Genomic DNA, 13,700 nt, shown 5'->3' on the forward strand with positions numbered 1-13,700 from the left:
CGCCTCAGTCGGCCCCGCGCAGCGACCGCAGCCGGCTGAGCGTGCGCGGCAGGTCGAGCGGCGGCACGGGGGCGTCGGCGAGGCGCTCGAACGAGCCGGAGGCGCCGAACCGGATCGTCACACCCCGGTCGGCGGCGACGTCCACGAGGTTCGCGAAGCGCTGGGCTGCCGGCGCCGACACCGTCTCGAGCGGCGGAATGCGCGTGAGCTGCCATCGCCCTGCGCGATCCGCCAGCCGCGCGTAGTCGGACGCTCCGAGCGGTCGCTCGCACAGCTGCGCGAACGTCGCCCGCAGCTCTCCCGCCGTCAGCGCTCCGATCTCGACGTCGCGGTCGCCGATCCGGATCAGCTCGCTCTCGTCGTCTGCGCCGGACGTGTCCCCAGCGATCCACCGTCCGCTCGCGAACCCGCCGCGAGCGAGGCCGCTCTCACGGTGATCCGCTCCGTCGTCGACCCGCACCACCTCGAAGCGCTCCCGGATCTCCGCGATCGCGGGCAGGAAGGACCCGTGGAACCGCGGGTCGGGCAGGAGACTCTCGGGGGAGTAGTTCGAGGTGAGCACGGTGGCGATGTCGCGTTCGGCGAGGGCAGACAGCAACCGGCGCACCAGCACCCCGTCGGCGACGTCGTGCACGTGGAACTCGTCGAAGCACAGCAGCTCGAGGTCGCCGACGAGCTCATCGAGCGCGGCGTCGAGCCGGTGGTGGTGACGGAAGATCGCGGCGTGCAGCGCGGGGAAGAAGTCGTGGAAATGCACCCGTCGCTTGTGCTCGGTGTCAGCCGAGGCGAAGGCCACGTCCATCAGCCACGTCTTGCCCCGCCCCGCCGGGCCGTGCAGGTACAGGTTCCTCCGCTCCGGGGCCGCGAGCACGCGCACCGCGCCCCGCTGAGCGGCGCCCAGCTCGAAGCCGCACGCGCCCGCCGCCTCCTCGAACGCGCGCTCCGTCAGCCCCGGGAACACGGGGCGGAGGGCGGCGGCGGGGGAGGACATCCGCTCCAGTCTGCCGTTCCCTCCCGGCCTCGGCGAGGCGAGGCGGGGTGGGTGCTTCGACGGCGAAGCACCCGCAGGACCTGCCATCTGTGCGCGCACATGCGAGGGATGTCGGAGGCTCCTGCGAGGCTGGGTGCATGACCGACGCGCTGCAGACCGAGGCCCTGGCCGCCCTTCGTCGCCTGGTGGGCCGGGACGACGCGGTGTTCCACGAGGGGCAGTTCGAGGCCATCGCCGCGCTCGTCGGCGAGCGACGCCGCGCGCTGGTGGTGCAGCGCACCGGATGGGGCAAGTCCGCGGTGTACTTCGTCGCCACGCGCCTGCTGCGCGATCGGGGAGCCGGGCCGACCGTGCTCGTCTCGCCGCTCATCGCCCTGATGCGCGACCAGGTCGAGGCGGCTGCGCGTGCCGGAGTGCGGGCGGTGGCCATCAACTCGACCAACGCGCACGAGTGGGCCGAGGTGCTCGCCCAGCTCGACCGCGACGAGGTGGACGTGCTGCTGGTCTCTCCCGAGCGGCTCAACAACCCGTCGTTCCGCGACGAGCAGCTGCCGACACTCGTGCGGCGCATCGGCATGCTCGTGGTCGACGAGGCGCACTGCATCAGCGACTGGGGGCACGACTTCCGACCCGACTATCGTCGCCTTCGCGATCTCATCGCCCAGATGCCGCCGTCCGTGCCTGTGCTCGCCACCACCGCGACCGCCAACAGCCGGGTGGTCGAAGACGTGGTCGACCAGCTCGGCTCGCACGACGTCACCACCATCCGCGGTCCGCTCGCCCGCGCCTCGCTGCGTCTCGGGGTGCTGCGGCTGCCCGACGCCACGGCCCGCCTCGCGTGGCTGCTGTCCCATCTCGACGAGCTGCCCGGGTCGGGCATCATCTACACCCTGACCGTGGCCGCCGCCGTCGACACCGCCCGATTCCTCAACGAGCACGGCCATCACGTGCGCGCCTACACGGGGCAGAGCGATGCGGATGAGCGCGCGGAGTCGGAGGGCATGCTCAAGCGCAACGAGGTCAAGGCTCTCGTCGCGACCAGCGCCCTCGGCATGGGCTTCGACAAGCCCGATCTCGGGTTCGTCCTGCACCTCGGCGCGCCGAGTTCGCCCGTCGCCTACTACCAGCAGGTCGGCCGCGCGGGACGCGCCACCGACTCCGCCGACGTGATCCTCCTTCCCGGGCCCGAGGACAGGGACATCTGGCACTACTTCGCCACGGCCTCCATGCCTGATCAGGATCGCGCCGAGCGCGTCCTCGCAGCGCTCGCCGCGTCGAGCGGGCCGCTCTCCACGCCGGCGCTCGAGGCGCAGGTCGACATCCGCCGCACGCCGCTCGAGCTCCTCCTGAAGGTGCTCGATGTCGACGGGGCGGTGCGCCGCGAGCGCGGTGGATGGGTGGCGACGGGCGAACCCTGGACGTACGACGCCGAGCGCTACGCCCGCATCTCGGCGGCGCGGCGGGCCGAGCAGGACGACATGCTCGCCTACGAGACCACAACCGAGTGCCGGATGGAGTTCCTCCAGCGCCGTCTCGATGACGCCACCGCGGTGCCGTGCGGTCGCTGCGACAACTGCGCGGGGCCCTGGCTGACGGCCGAGATCGGCCGCGCCCAGGCGAGTGAGGCCGCGTCGGCGCTCGACCGCGTGGGAGTCCCGATCGAGCCGCGGCGCCAGTGGCCGTCGGGGCTGGCGAGCCTCGGGGTGCCGCTCTCCGGACGCATCCCGCAGGGCGAGCAGGCAGAGGAGGGCCGCGCGCTGGCCCGCCTCACCGACCTCGGCTGGGGCGGCGCGCTGCGCGAGCTGTTCGCGGCAGGCAGCCCCGATCAGGAGGTGCCTGCGCGTCTGCTCGACGCGTGTGTGCGGGTCCTCGCCGGCTGGGGCTGGTCCGAGCGCCCCGTCGCGGTCGTCGCGGTGCCCTCGCGAACGCGCCCGCGGCTGGTGGCCTCGCTGGCCGAGGGCATCGCCGGCATCGGCCGCCTTCCCTTCCTCGGCGAACTCGCCGCCGATCCGGGTGCTCCGGCGGGCCGACCCGGCGGCAACAGCGCATTCCGTGTCGCCGATCTGCACGGTCGGTTCGACGCCTCGTCGCTGCACCTGCCGGCGGGTCCGATCCTGCTCGTGGACGATCTCGCCGACAGTCGCTGGACCCTCACGGTCGCCGCGCGGGAGCTGCGACGCGCCGGCGCGGGCACGGTGCTCCCGTTCGCGCTCGCCCTGCGCGGATGATGCGAAGCGGCCCCCTCGCACGCGACCGCGCGTCCGTGCGGGAGACCGGCGGCACTCCGACCCGCTTTACGCTGGACACATGACCGAGACGGCATATCGACGCGTGAATGCGCGGGTGACGGGCATCGCCCTCGCCGCAGCCCTGGGTGGCTTCCTGTTCGGATTCGACACCGCCGTGATCAACGGCGCCGTCGTCGCGCTCTCCGACGACTTCGGGATCGACGGCGCGATCGAGGGCTTCACCGTCTCGAGCGCCCTGCTCGGATGCGCGGTCGGCGCGTGGTTCGCCGGATCGATCGCGAACCGCTGGGGGCGCATCCCCGTGATGGTGATCGCCGCGATCCTGTTCCTCGTCTCCTCGATCGCCTCCGGCTTCGCCTTCGGCGTCGTCGACCTGATCATCTGGCGCGTGGTCGGCGGTCTGGGCGTCGGAGCCGCCTCGGTGATCGTGCCGGCCTACATCGCCGAGGTCTCACCGGCCGCGATCCGCGGCCGGCTCGGATCCCTCCAGCAGCTCGCGATCGTGACCGGCATCTTCGCCGCTCTGCTCTCCAACGCCTGGCTCGCGGGTCTCTCGGGCGGCGCCGCCGAGGTGCTCTGGTTCGGCATCCCCGCATGGCGCTGGATGTTCGTCGTCGCTGCCGTGCCCGCGCTGGTCTACGGCATCATGGCCTTCCGTCTGCCGGAGTCGCCGCGTTACCTGGTGCTGCGGGGAGATGTCGACAAGGCCTCGCAGGTGCTGCTCGACCTCGGCGGCGTGACCGACGTGAACCTCAAGATCCAGCAGATCCGCGACTCCCTCGAGTCGGAGGAGAAGGAGTCGCTGCGCGACCTGCGCGGCAGCGCCCTCGGGCTCCGGCCGATCGTGTGGGTCGGCATCCTGCTGTCGGTGTTCCAGCAGTTCGTCGGCATCAACGTGATCTTCTACTACTCGACCACGCTCTGGCGCTCCGTCGGCTTCGACGAGAGCAGCGCCCTGCTCACGTCGGTGATCACCTCCGTGATCAACATCCTGGCGACGATCGTCGCGATCCTGCTCGTCGACCGGGTCGGACGACGCACGTTGCTGATCGCCGGTTCGATCATCATGACCGTCGCGCTCGGCACCATGGCCGTCGCGTTCTCCTTCGCCACCGTCGTCGGCGGCGAGGTCACGCTCGAGGGGCCCTGGTCGATGGTCGCGCTGCTCGCGGCCAACCTCTTCGTGATCGGCTTCGGTGCCACCTGGGGCCCGGTGGTGTGGGTGCTCCTCGGCGAGATGTTCCCGAACCGTGTCCGCGCGAGCGCTCTCGCGGTCGCCGCGGCGGCGCAGTGGGTGGCGAACTTCATCGTCTCGACGACCTTCCCGGTGCTGAGCGGCATCGGCCTCTCGTTCGCCTACGGCCTCTACGCGGCGTGCGCCCTCGCGTCCCTCGTGTTCGTGTGGTGGAAGGTCCGCGAGACGAAGGGCATGGAGCTGGAGGACATGCGCTGAGCATGACCGCCCCCTGCCGCAGGAGAACCGGAATACCTGCGGCAGGGGATCCGGATCCGCGGGTGTCGCTCCCGGGCTCGCGGAAGGCGGCGCTTAGTCTCGGTACGCCATGATCCGGTTCGAACACGTCACCAAGCGATACCGGGGGACCGCCAGACCGGCCCTCGACGATGTCGACTTCGAGGTGCAGCGCGGGGAGTTCGTCTTCCTCGTGGGCGCCTCGGGATCCGGCAAGTCCTCCTGTCTGCGGCTGATCCTCCGAGAGGACACCCCGAGCGACGGCCGCGTGGTTGTGCTCGGACGCGACACGAAGACGCTGTCGAATCGTCGCACCCCCTATTTCCGCCGCCACATCGGCTCGGTCTTCCAGGACTTCCGCCTGCTGCCGTCGAAGACGGTCTTCCAGAACGTCGCATTCACCCTCCAGGTGATCGGATCCTCCCGCGCGTTCATCAAGCAGGCCGTGCCGCAGGCGCTCGAGCTGGTGGGGCTCGCCGACAAGGCCAAGCGCTTCCCGCACGAGCTGTCCGGTGGTGAGCAGCAGCGCGTCGCCATCGCACGCGCCATCGTGAACCGTCCGCAGGTGCTCCTCGCCGACGAGCCCACCGGAAACCTCGACCCGGCGACGTCGGTCGACATCATGATGCTCCTCGAGCGCATCAACGCCTCGGGCACCACCATCCTCTGCGCTACGCACGAGGCGACCTTCGTCGACCAGATGCAGCGCCGTGTGATCGAGCTCAAGGGCGGTCAGCTGGTGCGTGATGAGCGCCACGGCGGCTACGGCGACCGCTCGGGCATCAAGACGCTCGAGCCTCAGATCGAGCGCGGGACGGCCGCGATCGCGGCGCTGACCTCGGTGCTCGATGTCCACCGCGAGGCGGTCGCGAACCCCACGGGCGCGATCCCTCAGCTGCGTGACGCCACCCCGATGGAGCAGGAGGCGATCATCTCCTCCGAGCCGCTTCTCGCACCCGAGCCGCTTGTGGTGCCGGATCCCGCGCCCCAGCCGGTCCCGGCGTCGGCCGCCGAGGAGGAGGCCTCACCGGAGACGCCCGCTCCCGAGGAACGCGACGAGCCCCGGCGCAGCACAGATATCGACATCGAGGAGCTCGGCATGGCGGATCGCCTCGGGCTTCAGGCAGGCGACGACGAGGTGGGCCCGACGACATGAGAGTGGGACTGATCCTCTCCGAGGTCCTGACCGGCCTGCGCCGCAATGCGTCGATGGTCGTGTCGGTCATCCTCGTGACCTTCGTGTCGCTGACCTTCGTGGGCGCCGCGATCCTGATGCAGGCGCAGATCGCGACGATGCGCGACTACTTCCAGGACCGCGCGCAGGTCGACGTCTACATGTGCTCCGACCTCAAGGTCGGCGAGACGTGCACCGGCGGCGCCGCCACCGAGGAGCAGATCTCGGCGGTCAAGGCAGAGCTCGAGGGCAGCACGCTGTCTCCGCTGATCCAGGAGTACACCTTCCTGTCTCCCGCCGAGGCGTATGCCTCATTCGTGGAGAACTTCCCCGAGAACGCCGGGGTCCTCAGCGAGGCGCAGACCAGCGCCGAGTTCCACATCACGCTGCTGGACCCGACCCGCTCTGACGTGATCGTCGAGGCGTTCACCGGTGAGGAGGGAGTGGAGCAGATCAAGGATCAGCTGCAGTACCTCGATCCGCTGTTCTCGGCGCTGACGATCGCGACCTACGGGGCGATCGCAGTCGCGGGGCTGATGCTCATCTCCGCCGTGCTGCTGATCGCCACGACGATCCGCCTGTCGGCGTATGCGCGTCGGCGAGAGATCGGCATCATGCGCCTGGTCGGTGCCTCGAACCGCTTCATCCAGACGCCGTTTGTGCTGGAGGGCGTGGTCGCTGCCCTGATCGGCTCGCTGCTCGCCAGCGGCGCGGTGCTCGTGGGCGTCAAGTTCGGGGTCGAGGGATACCTGACCGAGCGCATGGGCACGATCCCGTGGGTCGGACTCGGCGATGCGTTCCTGGTGGTGCCCGTCGTCGTCGCGATCGGCGTGATCCTCGCGGCCCTGTCGGCGGGCTTCGCCATCCGGCGCTGGCTCCGGGCCTGAGCTCCGGCCCGCGGGCCGAGGCCTCCGAGGACCGGGGCGCGCGGGACGTCGCCCCGCGTCAGCCGGTCAGCAGGAGTCGCCCCAGACGCGCCGGGGCAGCGCGGGGTCGGTGACGTCGTAGATCGCGTCCGCGTGGGCACGGGGCCCCTCGTCTCGCACGTACTTCAGCTGCTCGGCGTACGCCTCCGGCGACAGCTCGAGATCGCCCTCGAGCCAGATCTTGATGTGCCAGGCGCCACGGATGCCCGGACTCAGCAGGAAACGACCGTCGACGAGCAGATAGCCGTCGCCGTCCTCCGTGCGGAACGCGCTCAGCGTGGCGCGCAGCCCGCTCCAGTCGGCATCGTGGCGGTAGACCTCGCCGGGGGCGGATGCGCGCTCCGCGGTGCGGCCGGCATCGCGCAGCGCCGCTGCGGCGTGGTCAGCGAAGCGACCCGTGGCCTCCGGGTCGGGACCGTCGATCGCGATCAGGATCCGTCCGCTCGCGGCGCGCGTGGTGATATCCGCCACGAGCGCGTCGAACAGTGCGGTGCTCTGGGTCTCCGTCATGCGCCCAGCATCCCACTCCGGCGGGGCGGCCGGGGCGAATCGCGCGCGACTGACGCCTATGCCGACGCCGACGCCGACGCCGTGTAGCGGTACCGCGCGACGCGGTGCGTGTCCTTCACGCGGTCGCCCGAGCCGTGCAGCTTCTGGCGCAGGGTGCCCTGCGCATAGGCCTCCGGGTAGGCGCCGCGCTCGCGCAGCACCGGGATCACATGCTCGATGACGTCCTCCCAGGTTCCCGGGGTCACCGCGTAGGCGAGGTTGAAGCCGTCGATGTCGGTCTCCTCGACCCACGACTGCAGCTCATCGGCGATCTCCTCGCCCGATCCGACGATCGTCGGTCCGAGTCCGCCGATGGCATTGTGGCGGCCGAGGTCGCCGACCGTCCACTCGCGGCCGAGATCGGCCTCCTCCTGCAGGTGGTGCAGCACCGACTGGATCGCATTCGACTCCACGTTGCCGACGGGCTCGTCCTCGGCGTACTGCGAGAGGTCGACGCCCATCCAGCCCGACATGAACGTCAGCGCCCCCTCTGCGCTGGCGTACTGCAGGTACTCCTCGTGCTTGGCGACGGCTTCCTCGTGGGTGGCGGCCGTGATGACGGTCAGCAGGGTGTAGATCTTCGCGTCGTAACGGTCGCGCCCGGCGGCCTCCAGCGCGTCGCGGATGCGCTTCACCGTGCCGGCGAGCACCTCCTTCGACGGCGCGGCGACGAAGATCGCCTCCGCGTTCTCTGCGGCGAATCGCACGCCGCGCGGCGAGGCGCCCGCCTGGTAGATCACGGGGGTGCGCTGCGGCGAGGGCTCCGAGATGTGGATCCCGGGCACGGTGAAGTGCGTGCCCTGATGACCGATGGCGTGCACCTTCGAGGGATCGGTGAACACGCCGTTCTCGCGGTCCTCGACGACCGCGTCGTCCTCCCACGACCCCTCCCACAGCTTGTACAGCACCTCGACGTACTCGTCCGCGTGGTCGTAGCGGTCGTCGTGCTTCAGCTGGTCCTCCTGCCCCATGTTTCGCGCGGCGCTGGGCAGGTAGCCGGTGACGACGTTCCATCCGACGCGTCCCCTGGTGAGGTGGTCGAGGGTCGTGAGTCGGCGGGCGAACGGATAGGGGTGCTCGAAAGCCGTGCCGGCGGTGATCCCGAATCCAAGGTGCTCGGTCACGAGCGCCATCGCCGAGACGAGCAGGATCGGATCGTTCACCGGCACCTGCGCGCCGTTGCGGATCGCGGCCTCGTTGGTGCCGCCGTACACGTCGTAGGTGCCGAGCACGTCGGCGATGAAGATGCCGTCGAAGGTGCCCTTCTCGAGCAGCTTCGCAAGCTCGGTCCAGTACTCGAGAGTGTTGTACTGGCGCGAGCGGTCCTTCGGGTGACGCCACAGTCCGGACGACTGGTGCGCGACGCAGTTCATGTCGAAGGCATTGAAGCGGATCACACGGGTCATCCCTGTATCGAACCGGCGGGTTCCGACAGGAGCAATCTCGCGGTCATGCTGCGTCACAGTCGCCGCGCGGCACCCGCTCCGAACGCTCGCGTGCGCCGCGGATCCGGATCGGTGCGCCGCGCGGTAGGCTGAAGGGCTGTGCACGATTGCAGGAGGTGAGCACATGCCGAAGGAACAGGGCGAGAAGATCGTCGCGACCAACCGTCGCGCCCGCCACGAGTACAACGTCGAGAAGACCTATGAAGCGGGTCTCGTGCTCACCGGCACCGAGGTCAAGTCGCTACGCCAGGGGCGCGCGAACCTGTCCGACGGCTACGCGTACATCAACGGCAACGAGGTGTTCCTCGACGCCGTGCACATCCCGGAGTACTCGCAGGGCAGCTGGACCAACCACTCGTCCAAGCGCATCCGCAAGCTGCTGCTGAACCGCGACGAGATCGTCAAGCTCAGCCACGCCGTCTCGGCGGGCGGCTACACGCTGGTGCCGCTGAAGCTCTACTTCCTGAACGGCCGCGCGAAGGTCGAGATCGGCGTCGCGAAGGGCAAGAAGGAGTACGACAAGCGCCAGACCCTGCGCGAGCGGCAGGACAAGCGCGAGGCCGAGCGCGCCATGCGCACGCGCAACCGCATGGGGGAGTGACCTCGCTAGCCTGTCGGCATGGGCGTGCGCATCTCCTTCGAGGCCGAGGTCTACCGGTGGGAGGCTCGCACGGAGTCGTGGTTCTTCGTGAACGTCCCGGCCGAGATCTCGCACGATCTGCGTGAGCTTCCCGCCCCGCCACGCGGGTTCGGATCGCTGCGCGTCGAGGCCCGCATCGGCACGACCACCTGGCGCACCTCGATCTTCCCGGGACGCGACGCCTACGCGCTGCCGCTGAAGAAGGCCGTGCGAGACAGGGAGAACCTGGTGGAGGGCGGCACCGCGCACGTGCACCTCGACGTGCTCGAGCTCTGACACTTATCCACACCCCCACAGAGCGCATCCGGGATCTTCCCTAACCTCGAGCGGGGAGGTGGGGATGTCCGGATCGGATGCGCTCGCGCTGGTCGCGCTGGTCGCGCACGTCGCGTTCCTGGCGGTGTCGCTGTGGCTGATCCGCATCGACGTGCGCGAGCACCGGCTGCCCGATGCGATCGTGCTGCCGTCGGCGGCGGGGATCGCTCTGCTGCTCGGTCTGGCCGAGCCGAGCCGGATCGGCCGCGCCGCCGTCGCGGGGGTGGTGCTGTTCGCGTCCTACCTCGCGCTGCGCCTGCTGGTTCCGGGAGGCCTCGGCGGGGGAGACGTGAAGCTGGCGTCGCTGGTCGGCGTGGTGCTCGGCTGGCACGGGTGGGCCGAGCTCGCGGTGGGCGCGGTTCTCGCCTTCGTGCTGGGCGGGGGGCACGCGGTCGCGCTGCTCGCGCTGCGGCGCGCCCGCCGCGACACGCACATCGCCTTCGGCCCGTGGATGCTCGCCGGTGCGTGGGCGGGTCTGCTGGTGTGACCCGGTGTCAACCCTCCGCGCGGGCTCGTGGCCGCCGGGTAGCGTGGCCGCATGGCGGGGATCATCGAGAAGGTGAAGGCGCTCATCGCGTGGGCGCTCGTACGCAAGCCGGTCAGGGCCTATCTGCTGTACTCCGAGCAGAAGGGTCCCCTGCTGGCGGCCGCGGTCACGTACCGGGCCCTGTTCTCGATCGCCGCGGCGGTGCTGCTGAGCTTCTCGATCGCGGCGGTGTGGCTGGCGGGCCAGCGGGAGCTGTTCGACGCGCTCGTCTCCGCGGTGAACAACGTCATCCCGGGCCTCGTGGGCAAGGGCGAGGGCTACCTCGTCGATCCGGGGGTGCTGCTGGATCAGCCCGCCCAGTTCACGATCACGGGAATCATCTCCCTCGTCGCGCTCCTCTTCGCCGCCATCGGCGCGGTCGCCGCGCTCCGAGATGCGATCCGCATCACGGCCGGCACCACGCACCAGGCCGTGTCGCCCATCTTGCTGATCGTGCGCGACCTGCTTTTCGCCCTCATCCTCGCCGCCCTCATCGTCGCGGCCGCGGTGACGACGTTCATGGGCACCGCGCTGGTCACCACGCTGCTCGAGTGGGTGGGCATCTCGGAGTCGGGCATCGCGGTGTTCATCACACGCGCCATCGCGATCATCGTCACGCTGGTGCTCGACGCAGCGCTGATCGCGATCATGTTCTGGATGCTCTCCGGCATGAAGGCCTCGCTGCGTGTGGTGCTGCCCGGTGCGGTGATCGGCGCGGTGGGTCTGATCGTCCTCCAGCAGCTGTCGGGCCTGTTCGTCGGGGGAGCCACCCGCAATCCTCTGCTGGGAACGTTCGCGGTGCTCATCGCGCTGCTGCTGTGGGTGAATCTCTCCGTCCAGGTCGTGCTGATCGCGTGCGCGTACATCATCGTCGGGGTCAACGAGCAGCACGATCATCTGCGCGAGCGGTTCGGCGCGGAGACCTTCGCGCAGCGCAAGGTGCGTCGTGCTGAATCGGCCGTGCAGACCGCGGTGCGCGAACTGCAGGAGGCGCGCGATGCCGAGGAGAAGGAGCGCGCGTCAAGCCCCCCGGGCGCACAGGATCCGCGGGACTAGGGTGGGGCCATGGCGATCGCACGACTGCATGGCGGACCCCTCGACGGACAGGTCCTGCCCCTGGATGACCCCGATCAGGATCAGCTGATCCTCCCGTACTCGGAGGGCCAGCTCGTCTACGAGCGCGACGGCGCCGCGGAGAGAACCGGAGAGGACGACGGCCCGACGCAGGTCGCGTTCCGCTTCGCCTCGGAGCCGCAGGAAGTGACCCCCGGCGACGACGATGTCCGGCCCGGCGAGTGAGCAGCGCTGACGGATCCCCCTCCCGCTCGATCGAGGTCGAGCGCAAGTTCGATGTCGACGCGGGCACCCCTGTGCCCGACTGGACGGCGGTGCCGGGCGTCGCGTCCGTGACGGCGGGCGAGGAGCGGCATCTGGATGCGCTCTATCTCGACACGGCGGATGGGGCCCTCGGACGTCAGGGCGTGGCCCTGCGCCGTCGCAGCGGAGGTCCGGACGCCGGATGGCACATCAAGGGCCCGCTGGTCGACGGAGGCCGCACCGAGCTCGGCTGGCCGATCGGAGAAGGCGACGAGCCTCCTGCGGCCGTGGCCGAGGAGCTCGCCCGGTGGACGAAGGATGCACTGAGCCCGCTGGCGCGCATCGTCAACGACCGCACGGCCTACGAGCTGCGTGACGAGGCGGGCGGCGTGCTCGCCGAGTTCGTGGACGATCACGTGCATGCCGTCGACCTGCGCCAGGGCGTGGAGCGCGAATGGCACGAGTGGGAGGTCGAGCTGGGTGCCGCCGCCCCTGCCGACCGCGCCGCGCGCGAGAGCTTCTTCGCCGCGGTAGCCCAAGCCGCGCACCGCGCCGGAGCGCGTCCCGCGAGTTCGGCGTCGAAACTGGCGCGCGCGCTCGGGTTCTGAGTCCACATGACGCGAAACGGCCCCCGGATTCCGGGGGCCGTTTCTGCAGGTCACGGCGCGCGTCGCGCGCCGGGCCTCATCACATGTTGATGAAGTGCCCCAGAAGGCCGTGGAAGCCCTCCTGCAGGGTCTCCGAGAGCGTCGGGTGCGTGTGCACGTTGCGAGCGGCCTCGAGCGCCGTGATGTCCCACTTCTGCGCCAGCGTGAGCTCGGGCAGCAGCTCCGAGACGTCGGGGCCGATGAGGTGGCCGCCGATGAGCTCGAGGTGCTCGGCGTCGGCGATGAGCTTGACGAAGCCGACGGGCTCGCCCAGGCCGTTCGCCTTGCCGTTGGCGCTGAAGGGGAACTTCGCGACCTTGATCTCGCGGCCCTCGGCGCGCGCCTGCTCCTCGGTGAGGCCGAACGAGGCGACCTGCGGCGAGCAGAACGTCGCGCGCGGCATCATGCGGTAGTCACCCAGGGTCTGGGTCTCGGCCTTGGCGATGGTCTCGGCGGCGACGACGGCCTGCGCCTCGGCCACGTGGGCCAGCTGAAGCTTTGCGGTCACGTCGCCGATGGCGTAGATGCCCTCGACGTTCGTGCGCATGTAGTCGTCGATCTCGATCGCGCCGCGCTCGGTGAGCGCGACGCCGGTGTTCTCGAGACCGAAGCCCTCGATGTTCGGCGCGAAGCCGGCGGCCATCAGCACCTTGCCGGTGGTGATCTCGCCCTCGACCCCGTCGCGCGAGGCGTAGGTGACGTGCACGGACGAGCCGTTGTCGGTGACCGTCTTGACGCCGGTCGAGGTGAGGATCTCGATGCCGTACTTCTTGTACTGCTTCTGGATCTCCTTCGAGACCTCGACGTCCTCGTTGGGAAGAGCGCGGTCGGCGAACTCGATGATCGTGACCTTCACGCCGTAGTTCGAGAGCACGTAGGCGAACTCCATGCCGATGGCGCCGGCGCCGACGATGACGATCGACTCGGGGAGCTCGCGGGAGAGGATCTGCTCCTCGTAGGTCACGACGTTCTCGCTGAGGGTGACGCCCGGAAGCAGGCGCACCTTCGAGCCGGTGGCGATGATCACGTTGTCGTACGTGAGCTCCTCGGTGGAGCCGTCCGCCTTGGCGACCGAGATCGCCTTCGGACCGGTGAACGTGCCGCGGCCCTCGTACTCCACGACCTTGTTCTTCTTCATCAGGAAGTGGATGCCCTTGACGTGGGTGTTGGCGACCGTCCGGCTGCGGTCGAACGCCTTGCCGAAGTCGAAGTGCACGTCACCCGAGATGCCGAAGAGGTCGGCCTTGTGGGTGAAGGTGTGGGCGATCTCCGCGTTCTTCAGCAGCGCCTTCGACGGGATGCACCCGACGTTGAGGCAGACGCCGCCCCAGTACTTCTCTTCGATGATCGCAACGTTGAGTCCGAGCTGCGCGCCGCGAACGGCCGCGACGTAGCCGCCGGGACCCGCGCCGAGGATGACGAGGTCGTAATGAGCCATGGCTCCAGCCTA

At 70.0% G+C, this 13,700-nt stretch carries 14 protein-coding genes; 10 read left to right on the forward strand and 4 right to left on the reverse strand.

All coding sequences use genetic code 11. From position 1 onward, the window contains the following. Positions 1–4: 4 nt before the first annotated feature. Complete coding sequence (gene zapE / locus J5V96_RS14350; RefSeq protein WP_208504547.1) at positions 5–991, reverse strand: cell division protein ZapE; 987 nt, start codon at positions 989–991, stop codon at positions 5–7. Between the two features lie 137 nt (positions 992–1,128). Here zapE and J5V96_RS14355 point away from each other — a divergent pair, with 137 nt between their 5' ends. The 4 genes from J5V96_RS14355 to ftsX all read left to right on the forward strand — a co-directional run bounded on the left by J5V96_RS14355 (position 1,129) and on the right by ftsX (position 6,772). Next, positions 1,129–3,219, forward strand: a complete 2,091-nt coding sequence (locus tag J5V96_RS14355; RefSeq protein ID WP_208504549.1) for a RecQ family ATP-dependent DNA helicase — start codon at positions 1,129–1,131, stop codon at positions 3,217–3,219. A 79-nt stretch (positions 3,220–3,298) separates the two neighbouring features. Then, complete coding sequence (locus J5V96_RS14360; RefSeq protein ID WP_208504551.1) at positions 3,299–4,693, forward strand: sugar porter family MFS transporter; 1,395 nt, start codon at positions 3,299–3,301, stop codon at positions 4,691–4,693. Positions 4,694–4,802: 109 nt separating this feature from the next. After that, entirely contained in the window at positions 4,803–5,867 is a 1,065-nt protein-coding gene (ftsE, locus tag J5V96_RS14365) for a cell division ATP-binding protein FtsE (RefSeq protein ID WP_208504553.1), read from the forward strand. Continuing rightward, a complete protein-coding gene (ftsX, locus tag J5V96_RS14370; protein WP_208504558.1) occupies positions 5,864–6,772 on the forward strand; it encodes a permease-like cell division protein FtsX in 909 nt (302 codons plus the stop codon). The genes ftsE and ftsX overlap by 4 nt, the downstream gene beginning before the upstream one ends. A 66-nt stretch (positions 6,773–6,838) precedes the next feature. Here ftsX and J5V96_RS14375 read toward each other — a convergent pair whose 3' ends face one another. Beyond that, positions 6,839–7,321, reverse strand: a complete 483-nt coding sequence (locus tag J5V96_RS14375; RefSeq protein WP_208504560.1) for a nucleoside/nucleotide kinase family protein — start codon at positions 7,319–7,321, stop codon at positions 6,839–6,841. 56 nt (positions 7,322–7,377) lie between these two features. Then, positions 7,378–8,766 carry an LLM class flavin-dependent oxidoreductase gene (locus J5V96_RS14380; RefSeq protein WP_208504563.1) on the reverse strand — a complete coding sequence of 463 codons (1,389 nt, stop codon included), beginning with the start codon at positions 8,764–8,766 and terminating at the stop codon, positions 7,378–7,380. A 163-nt stretch (positions 8,767–8,929) separates the two neighbouring features. Between J5V96_RS14380 and smpB the strand changes: the two genes are divergently transcribed. The 6 genes from smpB (at position 8,930) to J5V96_RS14410 (ending at position 12,211) form a co-directional block, all read left to right on the forward strand. Further along, a complete protein-coding gene (gene smpB / locus J5V96_RS14385) occupies positions 8,930–9,406 on the forward strand; it encodes an SsrA-binding protein SmpB (RefSeq protein WP_208504571.1) in 477 nt (158 codons plus the stop codon). Between the two features lie 18 nt (positions 9,407–9,424). Then, positions 9,425–9,721, forward strand: coding sequence for a DUF1905 domain-containing protein (locus J5V96_RS14390; protein WP_208504573.1), 297 nt, complete (start codon positions 9,425–9,427; stop codon positions 9,719–9,721). Positions 9,722–9,785: 64 nt separating this feature from the next. Continuing rightward, positions 9,786–10,247 (forward strand): prepilin peptidase, encoded by a 462-nt coding sequence (locus J5V96_RS14395; RefSeq protein WP_208504575.1) that lies wholly within the window; start codon positions 9,786–9,788, stop codon positions 10,245–10,247. 51 nt (positions 10,248–10,298) lie between these two features. Beyond that, on the forward strand, positions 10,299–11,342 hold the full coding sequence (locus J5V96_RS14400; protein ID WP_208504577.1) for a YihY/virulence factor BrkB family protein: 1,044 nt from the start codon (positions 10,299–10,301) through the stop codon (positions 11,340–11,342). 9 nt (positions 11,343–11,351) lie between these two features. Further along, positions 11,352–11,585, forward strand: a complete 234-nt coding sequence (locus J5V96_RS14405; RefSeq protein WP_208504579.1) for a response regulator — start codon at positions 11,352–11,354, stop codon at positions 11,583–11,585. Beyond that, on the forward strand, positions 11,582–12,211 hold the full coding sequence (locus J5V96_RS14410) for a CYTH domain-containing protein (RefSeq protein ID WP_208504588.1): 630 nt from the start codon (positions 11,582–11,584) through the stop codon (positions 12,209–12,211). Before J5V96_RS14405 ends, J5V96_RS14410 begins: the two co-directional genes overlap by 4 nt. 79 nt (positions 12,212–12,290) lie before the next feature. Here J5V96_RS14410 and lpdA read toward each other — a convergent pair whose 3' ends face one another. Further along, entirely contained in the window at positions 12,291–13,688 is a 1,398-nt protein-coding gene (gene lpdA, locus J5V96_RS14415; RefSeq protein WP_208504590.1) for a dihydrolipoyl dehydrogenase, read from the reverse strand. Positions 13,689–13,700: the final 12 nt, after the last annotated feature.

Source organism: Microbacterium stercoris, assembly GCF_017592545.1.
Classification (GTDB): Bacteria; Actinomycetota; Actinomycetes; order Actinomycetales; family Microbacteriaceae; genus Microbacterium; species Microbacterium stercoris.

Coding starts and splice junctions, on each gene's coding strand:
- J5V96_RS14390 (WP_208504573.1), top strand. CDS start 9,425: ATGGGCGTGCGCATCTCCTTCGAGGCCGAGGTCTACCGGTGGGAGGCT.
- ftsX (WP_208504558.1), top strand. CDS start 5,864: ATGAGAGTGGGACTGATCCTCTCCGAGGTCCTGACCGGCCTGCGCCGC.
- ftsE (WP_208504553.1), top strand. CDS start 4,803: ATGATCCGGTTCGAACACGTCACCAAGCGATACCGGGGGACCGCCAGA.
- J5V96_RS14380 (WP_208504563.1), bottom strand. CDS start 8,766: ATGACCCGTGTGATCCGCTTCAATGCCTTCGACATGAACTGCGTCGCG.
- J5V96_RS14400 (WP_208504577.1), top strand. CDS start 10,299: ATGGCGGGGATCATCGAGAAGGTGAAGGCGCTCATCGCGTGGGCGCTC.
- J5V96_RS14355 (WP_208504549.1), top strand. CDS start 1,129: ATGACCGACGCGCTGCAGACCGAGGCCCTGGCCGCCCTTCGTCGCCTG.
- J5V96_RS14375 (WP_208504560.1), bottom strand. CDS start 7,321: ATGACGGAGACCCAGAGCACCGCACTGTTCGACGCGCTCGTGGCGGAT.
- J5V96_RS14360 (WP_208504551.1), top strand. CDS start 3,299: ATGACCGAGACGGCATATCGACGCGTGAATGCGCGGGTGACGGGCATC.
- zapE (WP_208504547.1), bottom strand. CDS start 991: ATGTCCTCCCCCGCCGCCGCCCTCCGCCCCGTGTTCCCGGGGCTGACG.
- smpB (WP_208504571.1), top strand. CDS start 8,930: ATGCCGAAGGAACAGGGCGAGAAGATCGTCGCGACCAACCGTCGCGCC.
- J5V96_RS14405 (WP_208504579.1), top strand. CDS start 11,352: ATGGCGATCGCACGACTGCATGGCGGACCCCTCGACGGACAGGTCCTG.
- lpdA (WP_208504590.1), bottom strand. CDS start 13,688: ATGGCTCATTACGACCTCGTCATCCTCGGCGCGGGTCCCGGCGGCTAC.
- J5V96_RS14395 (WP_208504575.1), top strand. CDS start 9,786: ATGTCCGGATCGGATGCGCTCGCGCTGGTCGCGCTGGTCGCGCACGTC.